15 protein-coding genes and 1 tRNA gene are annotated in these 17,734 nt (G+C 71.6%); 10 read left to right on the forward strand and 6 right to left on the reverse strand.

Annotated features, from left to right (window positions below; translation table 11 throughout):
* The first annotated feature begins 16 nt into the window (after nt 1-16).
* The 3 genes from J2X36_RS18690 (at nt 17) to J2X36_RS18700 (ending at nt 2,631) form a co-directional block, all read left to right on the forward strand.
* Nucleotides 17-93 (forward strand) — tRNA-Met (locus J2X36_RS18690).
* Between the two features lie 71 nt (nt 94-164).
* Nucleotides 165-935 (forward strand): precorrin-6A synthase (deacetylating), encoded by a 771-nt coding sequence (cobF, locus tag J2X36_RS18695; RefSeq protein WP_310352552.1) that lies wholly within the window; start codon nt 165-167, stop codon nt 933-935.
* A gap of 58 nt (nt 936-993) precedes the next feature.
* Nucleotides 994-2,631 (forward strand): DEAD/DEAH box helicase, encoded by a 1,638-nt coding sequence (locus J2X36_RS18700; RefSeq protein WP_310352555.1) that lies wholly within the window; start codon nt 994-996, stop codon nt 2,629-2,631.
* A gap of 18 nt (nt 2,632-2,649) precedes the next feature.
* Here J2X36_RS18700 and J2X36_RS18705 read toward each other — a convergent pair whose 3' ends face one another.
* On the reverse strand, nt 2,650-3,069 hold the full coding sequence (locus J2X36_RS18705; protein WP_310352558.1) for a group III truncated hemoglobin: 420 nt from the start codon (nt 3,067-3,069) through the stop codon (nt 2,650-2,652).
* Between the two features lie 351 nt (nt 3,070-3,420).
* Between J2X36_RS18705 and J2X36_RS18710 the strand changes: the two genes are divergently transcribed.
* Complete coding sequence (locus tag J2X36_RS18710) at nt 3,421-3,585, forward strand: hypothetical protein (protein WP_165937909.1); 165 nt, start codon at nt 3,421-3,423, stop codon at nt 3,583-3,585.
* 247 nt (nt 3,586-3,832) lie between these two features.
* Here J2X36_RS18710 and J2X36_RS18715 read toward each other — a convergent pair whose 3' ends face one another.
* The 4 genes from J2X36_RS18715 to J2X36_RS18730 all read right to left on the reverse strand — a co-directional run bounded on the left by J2X36_RS18715 (nt 3,833) and on the right by J2X36_RS18730 (nt 10,039).
* A complete protein-coding gene (locus J2X36_RS18715; protein WP_310352560.1) occupies nt 3,833-4,309 on the reverse strand; it encodes a hypothetical protein in 477 nt (158 codons plus the stop codon).
* 83 nt (nt 4,310-4,392) lie between these two features.
* On the reverse strand, nt 4,393-7,566 hold the full coding sequence (locus J2X36_RS18720) for an efflux RND transporter permease subunit (protein ID WP_310352565.1): 3,174 nt from the start codon (nt 7,564-7,566) through the stop codon (nt 4,393-4,395).
* Between the two features lies 1 nt (nt 7,567).
* A complete protein-coding gene (locus tag J2X36_RS18725; RefSeq protein ID WP_310352568.1) occupies nt 7,568-8,725 on the reverse strand; it encodes an efflux RND transporter periplasmic adaptor subunit in 1,158 nt (385 codons plus the stop codon).
* A gap of 126 nt (nt 8,726-8,851) precedes the next feature.
* A complete protein-coding gene (locus tag J2X36_RS18730; RefSeq protein WP_132255251.1) occupies nt 8,852-10,039 on the reverse strand; it encodes a sensor histidine kinase in 1,188 nt (395 codons plus the stop codon).
* 295 nt (nt 10,040-10,334) lie between these two features.
* Between J2X36_RS18730 and J2X36_RS18735 the strand changes: the two genes are divergently transcribed.
* From J2X36_RS18735 to J2X36_RS18760, 6 genes are all read left to right on the forward strand, one after another.
* A complete protein-coding gene (locus J2X36_RS18735) occupies nt 10,335-10,823 on the forward strand; it encodes a (2Fe-2S)-binding protein (protein ID WP_132255250.1) in 489 nt (162 codons plus the stop codon).
* The gene (locus tag J2X36_RS18740) at nt 10,820-11,920 is read left to right on the forward strand and encodes a xanthine dehydrogenase family protein subunit M (RefSeq protein WP_310352572.1); all 1,101 of its coding nucleotides are present in this window, start codon (nt 10,820-10,822) and stop codon (nt 11,918-11,920) included. Before J2X36_RS18735 ends, J2X36_RS18740 begins: the two co-directional genes overlap by 4 nt.
* Nucleotides 11,913-14,141, forward strand: a complete 2,229-nt coding sequence (locus J2X36_RS18745) for a xanthine dehydrogenase family protein molybdopterin-binding subunit (RefSeq protein WP_310352575.1) — start codon at nt 11,913-11,915, stop codon at nt 14,139-14,141. Before J2X36_RS18740 ends, J2X36_RS18745 begins: the two co-directional genes overlap by 8 nt.
* Before the next feature lie 217 nt (nt 14,142-14,358).
* On the forward strand, nt 14,359-14,664 hold the full coding sequence (locus J2X36_RS18750; protein WP_310352577.1) for a hypothetical protein: 306 nt from the start codon (nt 14,359-14,361) through the stop codon (nt 14,662-14,664).
* A gap of 255 nt (nt 14,665-14,919) precedes the next feature.
* The gene (locus J2X36_RS18755; protein WP_132255247.1) at nt 14,920-15,627 is read left to right on the forward strand and encodes a carbonic anhydrase; all 708 of its coding nucleotides are present in this window, start codon (nt 14,920-14,922) and stop codon (nt 15,625-15,627) included.
* A gap of 11 nt (nt 15,628-15,638) precedes the next feature.
* Nucleotides 15,639-17,186 carry a SulP family inorganic anion transporter gene (locus J2X36_RS18760; protein WP_405029816.1) on the forward strand — a complete coding sequence of 516 codons (1,548 nt, stop codon included), beginning with the start codon at nt 15,639-15,641 and terminating at the stop codon, nt 17,184-17,186.
* 45 nt (nt 17,187-17,231) lie between these two features.
* On the opposite strand, the gene J2X36_RS18765 is transcribed toward J2X36_RS18760, so the two are convergent.
* Entirely contained in the window at nt 17,232-17,732 is a 501-nt protein-coding gene (locus tag J2X36_RS18765; protein ID WP_165937910.1) for a GrpB family protein, read from the reverse strand.
* Between the last annotated feature and the right edge of the window lie 2 nt (nt 17,733-17,734).

The raw sequence follows: 17,734 nt of genomic DNA on the forward strand, positions 1-17,734 counted from the left end.
ACAGGACCGGCCCCGGCGCGGGGTGGAGCAGCCCGGTAGCTCGTCAGGCTCATAACCTGAAGGTCACAGGTTCAAATCCTGTCCCCGCAACCAAAATTCGCTAACGATCAACCCGCCGGGCGCGCTGCCCGGCGGGTTTTTCGTGCGCTCAGCAGGAGGGGGTCTTGCGCAGGATCCGCGTCATCGGCATCGGCACCGGAAATCCGGAGCACCTCACCTTGCAGGCGGTGCGCGCACTCGAGACCGTCGAGGCCGTGTTCGTCCTCGACAAGGGCGCGGGGAAGGCCGACCTCCTGCGCATCCGGCGCGAGATCTGTGAGCGCTTCATCCCGAAGCCCTATCGGTTCGTGGAGGCGCAGGATCCGGAGCGCGACCGCGAGCCCGCCGATTACGCCGCCGCCGTCGAGGCGTGGCACGCCGCACGCGCCGCGCTCTACGAGGCGCTGATCGAGCGGGAGGTCGGGGAGGGGGCGTGCGGCGCCATCCTGGTCTGGGGTGACCCCTCCCTCTACGATTCGACCCTGCGCATTCTCGAGCGCATCGTCGCCCGCGGGCGGCTTGCCCTATCCTACGACGTCGTCCCGGGCATCACGAGCGTGCAGGCCCTGGCGGCCGGCCACCGCATCGCCCTCAACCGGATCGGCGGCCCGGTCCACATCACGACCGGCCGCGCCCTCGCGGACGGCCCGCCCCCGCGGGCCGACAGCACTGTCGTGATGCTCGACGGCGACCCCCGCTTCGACCATCTCGATCCGGACCTGACGATCTACTGGGGCGCGTATCTCGGCATGCCGGAGGAGATCCTTCGCACGGGCCGGCTCGGTGACGTCGGCGCAGAGATCCGGCGCGTACGCGCCGAGGCGAGGGCCCGCCACGGCTGGATCATGGACACCTACCTGCTGCGCGCGCCGGAGACAGGAGCCGGGACCGATTGAGGCCCGGCGCGACCGATCCGCCACGGACGGGACGCCCGATCCCGCGCTAGAGGGCGGCATGCTGCAGCTTCGGGATTATCAGCGCGCCAGCCTCGATGCGCTCGACGCCCATTGGCGCGGGGGAGGGCGGGACGGCCTCGTCGTCCTGCCCACGGGGGCCGGCAAGGCCTTCGTCATCGCCGCCCTCGTCCGGGAGACCCTGGCGCGCGCTCCCGCCACCCGCGTCGCCATCGTCACGCACAGCCGCGAGCTGATCGCTCAGAACCATCAGGAACTCCTCGCCCATTGGCCGGAGGCGCCGGCGGGCATCGACTCGGCCGGGCTCGGGCGGCGGGAATCCGGCGCCCGGGTCCTGTTCTGCGGCATCCAGTCGGTGTGGAGCCGGGTCGAGGCGATCGGCGCCCGCGACCTCGTCGTCGTCGACGAGGCGCATCTGATCCCGCGCTCGGCCGAGACCCGTTACGGCCGCTTCCTCGCGGGCCTTCGCGCCCGGCGCCCCGAGCTTCGGGTGGTCGGCCTGACCGCGACGCCCTACCGGCTCGATTCCGGCCGTCTCGACGAGGGGGAGGGGCGGATCTTCGAGCGCATCGTCTACGAGGCGAATGTCGGCGACCTGATCCACCGAGGCTATCTCAGCCCCCTCGTCTCGAAGGCGACGTTCACGGCCCTCGACGTCTCGGGTGTGGCCAAGCGCGGCGGCGACTACGTCCCGAGCGCCCTCGATGCGGCGGTCAACCAGGATTGGATCACCCGCGCCGCGGTCGAGGAGATGGTGACCTACGGGGAGCGGCGCCGGGCTTGGCTCGCCTTCTGCGTCAGCCTCGCCCATGCGGACGCCGTGCGGGACGCAGTTCGAGCCCACGGCCTCACCTGCGAGACGGTCTCCGGCGAAACCGGCAAGCGCGAGCGCGACCGCATCGTGCGGGCCTTCCGCGAGGGCCGTATCCGCTGTCTCACCTCGGTCGGCGTGCTGGCGACGGGCTTCAACATGCCCGCGGTCGATCTCGTGGCACTGCTGCGCCCGACCCAGAGCACCGGCCTCTACGTGCAGCAGGTCGGGCGCGCCCTGCGCCTCGCGCCGGGCAAGGCGGACGCGCTGATCCTCGACTATGCCGGGCTCGTGCGCATGCATGGGCCGGTCGACATCGTCACCGCCCGTACGGCCGCTTCGGTGCGGGGGCGGGAAGGCGAGGTGCGCGCCAAGCCCTGCCCCGGCTGCGGCGCCCTCATCGCCCTGAACGCCAGCACCTGCGAGGCTTGCTGGGTCGAGGAGGAGGCCGAGACCGAGCCGAAGCATGAGGCCGTGGCCGACGACGCGCTGCCGATCCTGTCGCGGACGGTTTCGGCCTGGACCCCGATCGAGGGTTGGACTCTTCGGGCCTGTCCCGGCGCGGGCGGCACGGAGAGCCTCGGGTTGAGCCTGCGCCGGGCCGATGGTGGCCGTCACGAGCTCCGGCTTGACCTCGAAGGCAGCGGCTACGGCCGCGAGAAGGCGGTGCGCTGGTGGCGCGGCCTCGGCGGCGGCCGCGACGCGCCGCTCACGGTCGCCGAGGCGCTGGGCCGAGCGGACGAGATCGCATGCCCCGTCGCCATCCGGATCCGCGCCAGCGGCCGGATCGCCGAGAGTGTCGAGCTGCGCTTCGCGGACGGGCGCAGCTTCGCGGACCTGCGGCGGACCGACGGGCTCGCGGCCTGACGGGGCGGGGCAGGGGGCTCAGGCCCCCTCGCCCGGTGCCGCCTCTGGCCGGAAGAACAGGCCGGCCTTCAGGCTGTCGCCGATGCGGTGGGCTCGCTCGACGAGAGCGGCGGCGGTCTGGGGCTCGAACGTCTCGCCCGCCGTCTGCTCGAACAGACCCAGCCAGCGGGTGAAGTGAACGGGCTCGAGAGTGCCGAGGGCAAGGTGCTTCCCGAAAGGATTTCCCTTGTAGCGGCCGGACTTGAGCAGAACCGAGGACCAGAAATCCTGGATCACCGCGAGATGGGCCGGCCACGCCGCATCGGGAATCGCCCGGGCGAAGACCGGACCGATCAGGTCGTCCTGCCGCACCTTCGCGTAGAAGGCGGCGAGGAAGGCCGACAGGCTCGCCTCGCTGAGGGTGGCACGCGGGCCATCACGGGCTGGGATTCGGCTCACGCGCGCCATTCCTGCTCCCCGTCGGTTCGGCCTCGGCCCGTACCGGGGCAGGGGAGATGCGCCCTCCCCGGGCCAAAGCCCTGCGGCGTTTCGACCATTCGGGCAATCGGGATCCGACCGGCTCGATTTCGGGGAGGCGCGTATCCGCGCCCGAGGCTCAGCAACTCCTTGACGCCGCTGAGGTCCCACCGGCGCGGCCTGCCAAGCGCCTGTTTCCGATCGGCCTGTCGAGAGGACCGAGCGTCGCAGGAGGGTATAAATTGCGGGTCTGCAGCATCGGAACCCATGAGGGTAACAATTGTTGTTTGCTCAGCGACGTGACAGCGTCGTTCTGCAAAATGGAGACTCGTAATGGCGAACAATCATCAGCAGAACAACGACAGAAACACGCATAACAATACGGAAAAGAACAACAAGAATACCGGAACTCCGCATCAGGGAAGCGTTCAGCACTCGGATGACGGCCGCCTGAAGGAGAATCGCGACAAGGGCGTGCATCGGGGCGACAAGGAGTGACCGACCGGCTCTAACACGTCCGGATCGGGGAGGGCCGCTGTCGAGGCGGCCCTCCTGCCTGTGTGGCATCCGGATCGGATCCGCAGAGTGGCGTTCGGAAACCCCTGGACCGCCACCGCGGCAAGCATCCCCGAACACGGAGATCCAGGCCCCCTACCCGACGATCCCAGACCTTCAAGTTCCATAATATATCTTATGCGAACGCATTCGGGAGGCCTTCGGCTGGGCTTTCCGGTGCTCCTCCGGGTCAGCGCACCGAGACTTTCACCTCCGACTCGAAGCCCGTCCCGTCCGGGTTGATGAGGAAGATCCGGTAGGTGTCGAGGCCCTCGAACCCCTCCTCCGACTCGTAGACCATCTTCAGGCCCGGGACGCGCTTGGCATTGCAGGCGGCGAGCGGCGAACCGGCCGCGTAGCGCGGAAAGGATTCGACTTCCGAGAAGCTGACCTTGCCGTGCTTGGGCGGCGCCAGCAGCCGAACCACGATCGGTCCCTGCGTGCTGCAATCCGGGAAGAGCGCGGCGAAGAAGCCGATGCTGCGCGCCTCGCCCTTCGGCACGACCCGCATCAGCGGCAGCACCGGCGGAGCCTGCGAGGCCGGGGCGCCGGCCGGCGCCTGAGGGCCGGCCGGATCCGGCTCGGCCCGGGCAGAGCGCGCGGAGGCTGCTCCCAGGAGAACTGCGAGCAGGGCGAGGGACGCGAGGCGCATGCTGGTCTCGTTCATGGGAGACGCGACCGGCTCCGGGCCGACCGTCCGACCTGTATCCGCCGGCCGGAGGCTCCTTCGCAAGCGGGCGAGGGCACCCGTCACTCCGCCGCCTGTGCCCTCTCACCCGCCGGAAGCCCCCTCGCCTCACCGAGCCCCCTGCCCTCGTCGGCCCGGAAGCGGCCGTAGCGGAGCGCGAGGGTCGGCAGGATCAGGAGGTTGAGGAGCGTCGAGGTCACGAGACCGCCGAGGATCACGATCGCCATCGGGCCCTCGATCTCGCGACCCGGCTCGCCGGCTCCGAGCGCCAGCGGCAGAAGGCCGAGGCCGGTGACGAGCGAGGTCATCAGGATCGGCACCAGCCGGTCCGCCGCGCCCTCGATGGCGGTCTTCCCGTCCCAGGCGCGACCCTCGACGCTCACCAGATGCTCGTAGTGCGAGATCATCATGATGGTGTTGCGCAACGAGATGCCGAACAGGGTCACGAAGCCGACGATCGAGCCGAGCGAGAGCACGCTGCCGGTCAGCGCCACGGCAAAGACCCCGCCGACGAAGGCGAAGGGCAGGTTCACGAGGACGAGGACGAGGTTGCGCAGCGAGCCCGTAATGACCGCGAGCAGCAGCACGATGCCGAGGCCGGCGAGCCCCGAATAGGTGAGGAGGTCCCGCCGCGCCCGCGCCTGCGCCTCGGCCGAGCCCGCGAAGGAGACGTAGACGCCCTGGGGCAGGCGCACCTCGCGGGCGATCTTGCGCTGGGCGGCGGCGACGAAGGAGGCGACGTCGCGCCCGACCACGTTCGCCGTCACCGCCTGGACGCGCTGCGCGCCCTGGTGCTGCACTTGGTAGCGGCCGGACGTCTCGTAGATGTCGGCCACCTGCGACAGGCGGATGTAGCTGCCGCCGGGCGTCCGCAGGGGCATGTCGCCGACGGCGGTGAGGCGCGCCCTCACCCCCGCATCGAGGATGACGATGACGTTGAAGACGGCGTTGCCCTCGTAGGACTGGCCGACGATGTCGCCCTGGTAGGCGGTGCGCACCGCCTCCAGCACCTCGATCGCGTCGAGGCCCCAGTGGCGCAGGTCGTTCGGGCGCAGGGACACGTTGATCTGCGGCAGGCCGGCGGGTGAGGCCTGCTGGATGTCGCTCGCGCCGCGCACCTCGGCGAGTTCCCTGGCGACCTCGCGGGCGGCGGCCTCGATCCGGTCGAGGTCGTTGCCGATCACGTTGACGACGACGGGGGCCGTGAACCCCGAGACCGTCTCCTCGATGCGCTCGGTCAGGAAGGTCTTGAGCGAGAAGGCAGCGCCGGGAAACCCCGCCATCAGGGTGCGGATCCGCGTCTCGACCGTCTTCTGGCCGGCGCCGTCGAGGCCGGATACGAGGTCGATGTGGATCTCGCTGTAATGCGTGCCCGCCGTGTCCTGCCCGGCCTCGGCGCGGCCGATCTGCGAGGCCACGGCGCGGATGCCGGGGATCGCACGGAGCTCCCCCGTGATCTGCACGCCGAGGCGCTGGGATTCCTGCAGCGAGGTGCCGGGCGCGGCCGCCATGTGCAGGATGAGGTGGCCCTCCTTGAGGTCCGGCAGGAAGGTGCCCCCGAAGAAGGGGGCGATGCCGGCGCCGAGGAGCGTCAGCACGAGGCCGCTGGCGATGACGAGGCGCGGGTGCCGGTTGATGCGGGCGAGGAGGGCGGCGTAGGCCGCCCGCGACCAGCGCATCGTCGGCGGCTCGCGGGTGTCGGCCTCGCGCCGCCCCGTCAGGAGCAGCATGGCGAGGGCCGGCGTCACCGTGAGGGCGACGCCGAGCGAGGCGACGACCGCCAGGATGTAGGCGAGGCTCAACGGGCCGAACAGGCGCCCCGCGACGCCGGAGAGGGCGAGCACCGGCAGGAACACGAGGAGCACCGCGAACGTGGCGTAGGCCACCGCCGTGCGAACCTCCAGGATCGCATCGAGGACCACCCTCCCCTCGGGCCGCGGGCCTCCGAGGCGCCGGTTCTCGCGCAGGCGCCGGACCACGTTCTCGACGCCGATCACAGCATCGTCGACGACCTCGCCGATGGCGATGGCGAGCCCGCCCAGCGTCATCGTGTTGAGGCTCTCGCCGAAGGCCGCGAGCGCCAGCACCGCGACCATCAGCGAGAGCGGGATGGCGAGCCCGCTGATCACGCTGGTGCGCCAATCGTAGAGGAAGACGAACAGGACGACGATGACGAGGAGGCCGCCGAGAGCCAGGGCCTGAAGCACGTTGGCGTTGGCGACCGCGATGAAGTTCGCGGGGCGGAACAGGTCGGGCCGGAGCTCCACGCCCTCGCGGGCGAGGGCCGGCGCAAGGTCGTCGAGGGCCGCCTCGACCCGGGCCGTGACCTCGCGGGTGTTGGCGCCGTACTGCGCGCCGACCATCAGGAGCACGCCGGGCTTGCCGTCGATCAGGGCCGCGCTGATCGGCGGCTCGGGAGCGGCCACGACGTTCGCCACGTCGCCGAGCACGACGCTCGCGCCGCCTTCGTTGACGAGGACGGTGCGGGCCACGTCCTCCGGGGTGAGGGACTGCCCCTCGGTCTGGAGCGCGATGCGCTGGTTGGCCGTATCGACGAAGCCGGCGCCCCGCACGCCGGTCGCCTTGCGGGCGGCCGCCAGCACGTCGTTGATGCCGATCCGGAAGCGGATCAGGTCGTTCGGGCGGACCTGCACCTGGAGCGAGCGCACGCCGCCACCGTAGACCGAGACTTGGGCGATGCCGGGCACCGCGAGGAGCCGCAGCCGCACCGTCCAGTCGGCGATGGTGCGCAGGTCGAGGCTTGAGCGCCGCTCCGAGGTCAGCCCGACGAGGAGCACCGTGCTGGTGGACGAGGTGAGCGCCGTCATGGCGGGCGGCATCACCCCCTGCGGCAGGCGGCCCGCGAGCGCCGCGAGGCGCTCCGAGACGAGCTGGCGCACCCGGTAGATGTCGCTGCCGCGCCCGAAGGTGACGGTGATGACGGAGAGCCCCTGGATCGAGGAGGAGCGCAGGGCCTCGATCCCCGGCAGTCCGTTGACCGAGACCTCGATCGGCTGGGTTACCAGCACCTCGACCTGCTCGGGATTGAGGCCGGGCGCCTCGGTCTGGATCACCACGGAGGGCGGCGCGAATTCTGGAAACACGTCGTACTGGGCGTCCCCGAGGCTCAGGGCGCCGAAGCCGAGGATGGCGAGCGCCAGCGCCAGCACGACTCCACGGAAGCGCACGGCAAAGGCGACGAGGGCCGCCTGCGGGCCGGAGGGAAGCTGGCCCACCTCAGTCGTCGTCCACGCCGCCCGAGACCTGGAGCAGGCTCTTCATCTCCTCGGAGAGGAGTGCCTGCCCACCGCGCAGGACGATCTCGGTCTCGCCGGTCAGGTCCTCGACGACGTAGGCATCGTCCGCCATCGGCGGGTCGGACTTGATCGGGTGGCGCACGAAGGCGTTCTCGTCGAGGCCGCGATAGACCCAGGTGCCCCCCTGCCAGTGCACCACCGCGTCCTCCGGCACCAGCACGCCCGTCACCGTGCGCTCGGCGGGCACGAAGGCGAGCGTGCTCATGCCGGGCAGGAGCCCGCCGTCGCCGGCCACGATGAAGTAGAAGCTCTGGCCCTGGACGCGCTGGTCGGTGCGGGTCGCCGGCGAGACGAAGCGCAGGGACACGCGGCTCGATTGCGGCGGCACCTCCGCGAAGGCCGCGCCCGGCATCCCTTTCAGGGTCTCGCCCGGCGGCAGGGTGACCTGCATCAGGAAATCCTCCCGCTCGATCAGCCGGGTGACGAGGGGTGTGCGCTCGACGATGGCCTTGCCGATCACCGGCCCCCATTCCTGCTGGGCGGTGGCGGCGAGCGTGCGCAGCTGCGATTCCGCGGCCATGAGGGCGGCTTCGTCGGTCTGGAGCGTACCGCTCGTGGTCTCCACCTGCACCGGCGTCGCGTACTGCCCGAGATTCTTCGCCCGGCGGAGAGCGCTTCGCGAGATCTCGACCTTGGCCTGCGCGGTCTGAAGCTGGGCCCGTGCCGTGGCGTAGGAATTGGTGAGCTCCGTCACCCGGGCGAGGTCAAGGACGCTGCCATAGGCCTGCAACTCCTGGCGGTGCGGCCTCGCCGAGACGCGCGCGGTCTCCAGGCCGAGGCGGGTCCGCTCCTCCGGCTTGATCCGCACCACCGTGCGACCGTCCTCGACCGCGGTGCGCGTCGCGGGCAGGTGAGGGCGCTCGGGAGGCGGGGGAGCGACGCGGGCGCGCCACAGGGCGAGGAGGGGTTCCGTCTGCTCTCGGAGTTGCGCGGCGTAGGGCGCACCGCCCTCCGAGACGGCGAGGGCGCCCAGCGCGACGCCGAGGATTGCGAGCCCGATGAGCAGGTTGGGGCGCCGCCGCCGCTCTTCCAAAGCCGCCTCCCCTGCTACTGCGCCGCCACCGCGGTGCCCGGTCACGATTTTCCGGTTCTGCCCGGATTTGATTGCCGAATCTACCTGGAATTTGATCCGTGCGGGGTCTCTCCGACCCCTGTCCCCTACCATAGCGTGTCGGTGGAATGTTGGAGTGAGGCTGATGCGGAATCAGCCCGCGAGCGGCATCTCGATCCGGAACTGCGCCCCCTGCCCGCTCTGCGGCGTCATGATCGTGCCGCCGAGCTGGCGGACGAGGTTCGCCACGACCCGCATGCCGAGGCTGCGCGAGGTCCGGCCGATGTCGAAATCCGCAGGCAGCCCGACCCCGTCATCCGCGACGGCGAGGAGGAGGCGCGCGCCCGCGCGCTCGGACCGGATCCGGATCTCGCCGCCGCCCTGCGGGTAGGCATACTTGATGGCGTTGGTGACGAGTTCGTTGACGAGGAGGCCGAAGGGGATGGCCCGGTCGGCGGGCACGTTGACCGGGTCTGCCCGGCAGACGAGCCGGTGGCCGGGCGCCCCGCTCTGGAGGTTCGCGCAGAGCGTCTCGAGAAACAGCGCGAGGTCCACCTCGCCGGGCTCGGAATGGCGCCAGAGCTGGTCGTGGACGCCCGCGATCGCTTCGACGCGGGTGCGCGCATCGATGAGGGCGCGGCGCACGTCCTCGCTCTCCGAGCCCTTGGCCTGCAGGGCGAGCAGGCTCGCTACGATGGTGAGGCTGTTCTTGACCCGGTGGCTCATCTCCCGGGCCAGCAGGTCCTGCCGGGCCAGCGCCGCCTTGAGGAGCCCCTCCGTGCGCTGGCGCTCGATGGCGCCTCCGAGCAGGTTGGCGAAGCCCTGCATGAAGGCGATGTCGGCCTCCTCGAACATGCCCTCGCGGCTGTCGTCCACCTCCAGCACGCCGAAGGCGCCCTCCCGGTTCTCGATGATCACGTTGATCGCCCGGCGGATGCCGTGCTCCGCCATGAGCTGGGGCGTGCGGAAGCGGGTCTCGTTCTCGAGGTGGTTCGAGATGACGGGCCGCCCCGTCTTCAGGGCGAAGCCCGCGGGCGAGGCGAGGTCGGCGCCGACGCGCGCCGTGCCGATCACGTCCGGCCCCCAGCCGATGCCGGCGCGCACCAGCAGCATGTCTTCGCCCCGCAGGTACTCCAAGGCCTTGCAGAATTCCGCTCCCATCCCCTCCGCGCAGAGCTCGGCCGCCCGCTGCAGCAACCGGTCGACGTCGTCGCCGCGCAGGGCCTCGACCCCGAATTCGGAGAGAATGGCCTGCTGGTGCAGGCGGATCGCCGGGTCGGAGCGGCCACTATCGGCAGGCTTCGCGGGGGCGGTCTCAGTCGCGGGAGGGGCGTGGGACATCGGCGTGGGACATTGGGGCGTGGGACATTGGATTGTGCTGAGCGGGTGGATGCGCGCCGCGCGATGCTTTGCGGGACCGGCGCGGCGGGATGAGGGCAGCGGAGCCGTCCGCGCCCCGTTCGGGCCTTGCGGGAACGCCGTTCCTTCACAGACCCGTGAACGACGGGCCAGCCCGGTGGTCTCCCGGGTACGCCGAGCTACTTGAAACCGTTCCAGACAAGCAAGCCCCCCTGCCCGCCTCCTTCCCCGGCAGGCCCCCACATCCGATCCGAAGCGACGGAGCCCCGGAAGCCGCATGAGCATCCCCATCACGCTGACCGTGAACGGGTCGGCGCGCGAGATCCACCTCGACGATCCCCGCGTCACCCTGCTCGACCTCCTGCGCGAGCGCCTCGACCTCACCGGCACGAAGAAGGGCTGCGACCGCGGCCAGTGCGGCGCCTGCACGGTGCTCGTCGACGGGCGCCGGGTGAATGCCTGCCTGGCGCTCGCCGTCAGCCTCGACGGCGCCGAGATCCTCACGATCGAGGGGTTGGCTCGGGGTGGCGAGCTCCACCCGGTCCAGGCCGCGTTCCTCGCCCATGACGGGTTCCAGTGCGGCTTCTGCACGCCAGGCCAGATCATGAGCGCGGTCGGCCTGATCCGCGAGGGCTGGGCGGGGAGCGATCACGAGCGGGTGCGCGAGGCGATGAGCGGGAACATCTGCCGCTGCGGCGCCTACCAGGGCATCACGGAGGCCGTGCTGGCGGCGCAAGAGACGATGAAGGCGGAGGACGCGGCGTGAACCGGTTCGATTACGTCCGCGCCGGCAGCGTCGCCGAGGCAGTGGCCGCTTCCGCCGCCCCGGGGGCGGCCTACCTTGCAGCCGGCACCAACCTCCTCGACCTCATGAAGGGCGGCCTCGCGACGCCCGCGACCCTCGTCGATATCACCCGCATCCCCGGCCTGTCGTCGATCGAGAGCCTGCCCGACGGAAGCACCCGGATCGGCGCCCTCGTGCGCAACAGCGACCTCGCCCACGATGCGGGCTTCGCCGCCCGCTACCCCGCCGTGGCGGAGGCGCTCCTCTCCGGCGCCTCGGCGCAACTGCGCAACGCCGCGACGACGGCCGGCAACCTGATGCAGCGGACCCGCTGCCCCTATTTCTACGACCCGGCCAGCGCCTGCAACAAGCGCGAGGCGGGGGCGGGATGCGCCGCGATCGGCGGCGAGACGCGGCTCCACGCGGTGCTCGGCTTCAGTGAGGCCTGCATCGCCGTCCACCCGTCCGACCTCTGCGTGCCCCTCGCCGCCCTCGATGCCGCGGTCGAGATCGAGGGGCCGAAGGGCGCCCGCACGGTGCCGCTGACGGAATTTCACCGCCTGCCCGGCGACGCACCGGAGCGCGACACGGTGCTGGAGCCCGGCGAGCTGATCGTCGCAGTGCGTCTGCCGCCGGAGGCCGCGGATTTCTCGGCCCACGCCCGCTATCTCAAGGTCCGCGAGCGCACCTCCTACGCCTTCGCCCTGGTCTCGGCCGCCGCGATGCTGCGGCTCGACGGAGGGCGGATCGGAGCGGCCCGGCTCGCACTCGGCGGCGTCGCCCTGAAGCCCTGGCGGGCGAGAGGCGCGGAGGACCTCCTCGCCGGCCGTGAGCCCGATGCGACCACCTTTCGAGAGGCGGCCGAGGCGGCCCTCGAGGGCGCCCATGCCTCCGGCGAGGCCAACGCCTTCAAGATCGAGCTCGCCCGCCGGGTCGTCACCCGCGCGCTGCAGCGCGCCCTGGCCGGCACCCCGGAACGGGTCCCAGCCCTGCCCGCGAGCCCCTTCGCGGACGCCCCCACGTCCCGCCGAGCTCTCCCCCAAGCCTTCCCCCAAGCCGGAGCCACCGCCCATGTCTGAGCGCGTCCGCCACGGGGCCGCCATCGGCGCCGACCTCACCCGCCTCGACGGGCCGGACAAGGTGACGGGAGCCGCCCGCTACGCAGCCGATTTCCGCTTCGACGGCCTCCTCCACGCGGTGATGGCGGTGAGCGGCATCGCCCGCGGGCGCGTCACCGGCCTCGACGTCACTGCGGCCGAGGCGCATCCGGGCGTCGTGCGGGTGATGACGCCGGCGAACGCCCCGAAGCTTGCCCAGTCGCCCGACGCGAAGGACGGCCCCTTCGCCTTCAAGCGGGACCTCCTGCAGGACGACGGCGTCCGCTACGCCAACCAGCCGGTCGCGGTGGTGATCGCGGAGACCCTGGAGGCGGCGACCGAGGGCGCCCGCCTCCTCGCCCCCCGCTACGCGGCGGAGGACGTGCGGGTCGGCCTCGACGGCGAGCCCTTCGTGCCGGAGGCGGTAGGCCCCGGTGCGCCGACGCGGGCCGGCTACGGCGACGTCGCCGCGGGGCTCAGCGCCGCCCACACCCGGATCGAGGCGACCTACGAGACCGCCGCGCAGTACCACAACGCGCTGGAACCCCACGCCGCGGTGGCGTCCTGGGAGGGCGACCACCTCACCCTCTACACGCCCTCGCAGGCCCTCGCGATGGCGACGGGTCGGATCGCGGCCCTGTTCGGCATCCCGCCCGGCAACATCCACATCGTCTGCCATTACCTCGGCGGCGGCTTCGGCTCGAAGGCCCTCGTCACGCCGCCCCAGTTCCTCGGCATCATGGCGGCCCGCCTGGTCGGGCGGCCGGTGAAGCTCGTGACGCGGCGCGAGCAGATGTTCGGCCCGGTCGGCCACCGCGCCGCGACGCGGCAGACCCTGAAGCTCGGGGCGGAGGCGGACGGCACTCTCACGGCCTGGGACCATCACACCCTGACGCAGACGAGCCGCTACGACGACTTCATCGAGCCTTCCGGCATCATCTCGCGCAACCTCTACGCCTCCCCTGCCCTCGCCTCGACGCACGAGGCCGTGCGGGTCGACATCGCGACGCCGATCTTCATGCGCGCCCCCGGCGAGGCCTCGGGCAGCGTCGCCATCGAGAGCGCGCTGGATGAGCTCGCCGCCGAGCTGAACCTCGACCCGCTGGAACTGCGGCTCAGGAACTATGCCGAGGTCGAGCCGGTCTCGAAGAAGCCCTTCTCGTCGAAGGCTCTGCGGGATTGCTACGCGCGAGGGGCCGAGCGCTTCGGCTGGGCCTCGCGGCCCAAGGCCCCACGCCAAATGCGCAACGTGGACGGGCTCCTGGTCGGCTGGGGCATGGGAACGGCGACCTACCCGGCCTCGATGTTCCAGGCCGAGGCCCGGGCCGTGATCCGGGCCGACGGCTCCGCCCTCGTCGAGACGGCGCAGCACGACATGGGCCAGGGTGCCTGGACGAGCCTCGCGCAGATCGCCGCCGACGGGCTCGGGCTCCCGCTCGACTCCGTGACCCTGAGCATCGGTCACAACCGCCTGCCCAACGGCGGCCTTGCGGGCGGCTCGACCGCCACCGCCACGGCCGGCACGGCACTCCACAAGGCGGGTCAGGCCGCGATCGCGGCGCTCGCCGAACTCGCGGTGAACGATCCCGCCTCCCCGCTCTACGGAGCCGGCAACGCGGGCGTCGTCTCCGCGGGCGGGCGCCTCGCGCGCCGGGACGATCCCTCTCGCTCCGAGAGCTTCTCCGAGATCCTCGCCCGGGCCAGGCGCGACAGCGTCGAGGCCAGGGGCACGGGCGCGAGCGACCCGGCCGCCAAGAAGGCCTACGCCATGCACGCCCACGGCGCCGTCTTCGCCGAGGTGCTGGTCGATCCCGATCTCGGCCAGATCCGCGTCTCGCGGCTCGTCGGGGCCTTCGCGGCAGGCCGCATCGTCAACCCGCGCCTCGTGCGCAGCCAGTATTACGGCGGCATGATCTGGGGCGTCTCCTTCGCGCTCCACGAGCACGCGGCGATGGATGCCCGCACGGGCCGGTTCCTCAACAACAACCTCGCCGAATACCACCTGCCCGTGAACGCCGACATCCCCACGATGGAGGCGATCCTGGTGCCGGAGGAGGATCCTCACGTGAACCCGCTCGGCATCAAGGGGGTCGGCGAGATCGGCATCACCGGCACGGCCGGCGCGATCGCCAACGCCGTCTGGCACGCGACGGGGGTGCGGGTGCGCGACATCCCGATCACCCTCGACAAGCTGCTGGGCTGAAGCGAGGCCGAACGCTGCTCATGCGCCCGGCAGGAAGTATAATCCTCGCGAATTCGAACTATTATTCCTGTCTTGGTGCGATGCGACACAGGGATATTCTCGGATGCGGGATTATATCGCCGGGACTATCATCGTAACGCAGCGCACATTTATTTCCAAAAAGGGGATCTATCGCTCTTCCTCGGAGTGCAGGACATCGTCCTGTCACGAAAACATCTTGAGGAAGGGAACAGACCGGATGAAGCGCTTCGTGGCCGTGCCTCCGTTCGCCGCCCTCGCGAGGTCCCGCGCCGCACGGGCCGGGGCAGCCCGCACCCCGCACCCCGCCGGCGGTGCGTTCGTGAGACCTCAGGTCGGCGATCCCGGCCACGATCCGCGCTCGCTCCGCGCGCGGCGCGAGGGCGGCACCGGCAGGATGCGCCACCGGTCCCTGCCTCCGGACGACGCCGGCCTCCGCGCCCTGCCGCGCGCCGCGCGCCGGGCCGCCTGCGCGGCGGGTCCCGCCGTAAGGCCCGTCCGCTAACGCGGAGGGGCGGCCGACGAGCGACGGGTCTTCGATCCCGGCACGGGCGCTGAGACGTCGGGCGCTCCGCGCCGCAACCGGCCCCGGGGCCTCGTTAATGCCGGGCACGGGCCGCCCGAGCATCCCGGCCCGGCCGATCGCCATCAGGATTGCGAGGTCCATCAGCCGGAGCCCCTCGGCTCCGGACCGGGCGGACGCGTGTCCGTCCGCCGACCCCGCACGTCACCGCAAGACTTTCATCACGAGAGGATCGACGTGGACACCATCATCCAGGGCATCTCCACCTTCCGCGGCACCGTCTTCCCGGGCCAGCAGGCCGTCTACGAGCGGCTGGTCCGCGACGGGCAGAGCCCGAAGGCCTTGATCATCGCCTGCGCCGATTCCCGGGTGGCGCCCGAACACATCACGCAGGCGGGGCCGGGCGAATTGTTCGTCTGCCGGAACGCGGGCAACATCGTGCCCCCCTTCTCCCAGCAGAACGGCGGCGTCTCCTCGGCCATCGAGTACGCCGTGGTGGCGCTCGGCGTCCGCGACATCGTGATCTGCGGCCATTCCGATTGCGGCGCGATGAAGGGGCTGATGACGCCCGAGGCGCTGGCCGCCATGCCGAACGTCGCGGCCTGGCTCCGCCACAGCCACGCGGCGAGCCGGATCGTCTGCGAGGCCTATCCGGACGACCTCGACCCGAAGGACCATCACCGGGCGCTGGCCCTTGAAAACGTGGTGGTGCAGCTGAACCACCTGCGCACGCATCCCAGCGTGGCGGCCGGCCTCGCCAAGGGAGAGCTGCGCCTGCACGGCTGGTTCTTCGAGATCGAGACCGGGGCTGTGCTGGCCTATTGCGGCGAGAAGGGCCGCTTCCTCCCCGTCGAGGAGGCCGACGAGGCGAACCTCCCGGTGGCGCAGGCGCCGGGCCCGCGCGTCGCCGCCCCCGAGATCGCCCTGCCGCTGGCGGCGGAATGAGGGCGGCTCCGATGCAGCGCATCCTCCCCCTCTCGCGCGAAACCCTCGCGCGGGACCTGCCCGCTTCCTTCGTCGTCTTCCTCGTCGCCCTGCCGCTGTGCATGGGTATCGCCATCGCCTCGGGCGTCCCGCCCGAGCGCGGCCTCATCACCGGCATCATCGGCGGGATCGTGGTGGGCCTGCTCGCCGGCTCGCCGCTCCAGGTGAGCGGCCCGGCAGCGGGGCTCGCCGTCATCGTGTTCGAATTCGTGCGCGCGCACGGGCTCGGCATGCTCGGGCCCGTCCTCGTCCTGGCCGGCCTCCTGCAGATCCTCGGCGGGATGCTCCGCGTCGGCGGCTGGTTCCGGGCGATCTCGCCGGCGGTGGTGCACGGCATGCTCGCCGGGATCGGCGTGCTGATCGTGCTGGCGCAGCTGCACGTCCTCACCGATGCGAGCCCGAAGGCGGGGGGCCTCGACAACCTGATCGCGATCCCGCGGGCCTTCATCGAGGTGATGAGTCTCGACCAGTCGGGCAGCCTCGCGGCCGTGGCTGTCGGCCTCTGCACCATCGCGGCCATGGTCGGCTGGGAGCGGTTCCGGCCGGCGCGCCTGAGGCTCCTGCCCGGCGCCCTCGTCGGCGTGCTGGCGGGCACCGCGCTCGCTGCCCTCGCCGGCCTCGCGGTCAAGCGCGTCGAGGTGCCGGAGGCGATCTTCGGCGAGCTGGCGCTGCCCCTCTCCGGGGACTGGGCGCGGCTTGCCGAGCCGACCATGATCGTGGCGGCGCTGACGCTCGCGGTGATCGCGAGCGCCGAGAGTCTGCTCTCGGCCGCGGCGGTCGACCGGATGCACGACGGGCCGCGCACGGCCTACAACCGGGAGCTCGGCGCTCAAGGGGCGGGCAACATCCTCTGCGGCCTCGTCGGCGGCTTGCCGATGACGGGCGTGATCGTGCGCTCCTCGGCGAACGTCCAGGCGGGCGCGGCGACCCGCGCCTCGGCGGTCCTGCACGGCACCTGGATCCTGGCCTTCCTCGTCGCCCTGCCCTGGATCCTCACGCTCGTGCCGACGGCGGCGCTCGCCGGCATCCTCGTGGTGACGGGCTGGCGGCTCGCGAGCCCGGCCCACGCCCTGCACCTGCACGCCCGCTACGGTCTCGCCACGGTCGGGATCTGGCTCGCCACGATGGTCCTCGTCGTGACGATGGACCTCCTGACCGGCGTTCTCACGGGTCTGGCCCTCAGCCTGCTCCAAGTGGTGCCGTCGCTCCGCAAGGGCGCGTTGCGGGTGGAGAACGCGGCCGCGCCCGAGAAGGCCGGCGTGCCGGAGGTGCGCCTGTCCGGCGCGGCGACCTTCCTGCAGCTGCCGCATCTCAATGCGGCCCTGGAGCGGACGCCCGCGGGCGGCGCGGTCCGGCTCGCGGCCAACGACCTGACGGACATCGATCACACCTGCCTGGAGATGATCGAGGACTGGGCCTCCCGGAAGGCGGCCTCGGGCACCCGGATCGAGGTGGTCGGCGGTTCCGGTGCCCTGCAGGACAAGCTCGCCGCGGCGGTCGCGGCGCCGCAGAAGGACTGAGGCCGAGCGGGCGCATCGGTGAAGCCCGGTGCGCCCGTCCCGGCTTCAAGCCTCGGCGCTCAGGACCTCCGCGATGAACGCCGATTTGGCGGCGCGATAGGTCTCCATGGCTCCTCCCGCGTGACGGAGCTTGAGCGCGTTGTAGGCCGCCACGAGGCCGGGCTCCGCGCGGAGCCGGTCGCGGAACCGGGTGAAGACGTCGAATTCCGATTCCCTCACGACGAGTTGGAGGCCGAGGGACGGGTCCGAACCCGCGTCGGCGAAGGCGCGGAAGGTCGGTGTCGCCACCGAGCCCGCATTCGGTGCGAAGCGACCGGCGAGGATCCTGCGGCAGGTTTCGAAATCCTCCGGCCGGACCCGGATCGCGACGTCGAGATCGCCCTTCGTCAGGCAGAGCGGGATCGCCGTCGCGCCGACATGCTCGATCGCGCTGCCTGGCGGCAGAACCGCCCTGAGATCGCCCGCGACAGCCTGGAAGAGGGCGTCCGCCCGCTGCCTCGCCTCGTCGAGCAGCGCGGCGGGGACGAGCCTCAGCGCCTCCGACATGA

The sequence above is a fragment of the Methylobacterium sp. BE186 genome (assembly GCF_031457035.1).
In the GTDB taxonomy this organism is placed as follows: Bacteria; Pseudomonadota; Alphaproteobacteria; order Rhizobiales; family Beijerinckiaceae; genus Methylobacterium; species Methylobacterium segetis.

Coding starts and splice junctions, on each gene's coding strand:
- J2X36_RS18760 (WP_405029816.1), top strand. CDS start 15,639: ATGCAGCGCATCCTCCCCCTCTCGCGCGAAACCCTCGCGCGGGACCTG.
- J2X36_RS18710 (WP_165937909.1), top strand. CDS start 3,421: ATGGCGAACAATCATCAGCAGAACAACGACAGAAACACGCATAACAAT.
- J2X36_RS18700 (WP_310352555.1), top strand. CDS start 994: ATGCTGCAGCTTCGGGATTATCAGCGCGCCAGCCTCGATGCGCTCGAC.
- J2X36_RS18745 (WP_310352575.1), top strand. CDS start 11,913: ATGTCTGAGCGCGTCCGCCACGGGGCCGCCATCGGCGCCGACCTCACC.
- J2X36_RS18730 (WP_132255251.1), bottom strand. CDS start 10,039: ATGTCCCACGCCCCTCCCGCGACTGAGACCGCCCCCGCGAAGCCTGCC.
- J2X36_RS18715 (WP_310352560.1), bottom strand. CDS start 4,309: ATGAACGAGACCAGCATGCGCCTCGCGTCCCTCGCCCTGCTCGCAGTT.
- J2X36_RS18765 (WP_165937910.1), bottom strand. CDS start 17,732: ATGTCGGAGGCGCTGAGGCTCGTCCCCGCCGCGCTGCTCGACGAGGCG.
- J2X36_RS18735 (WP_132255250.1), top strand. CDS start 10,335: ATGAGCATCCCCATCACGCTGACCGTGAACGGGTCGGCGCGCGAGATC.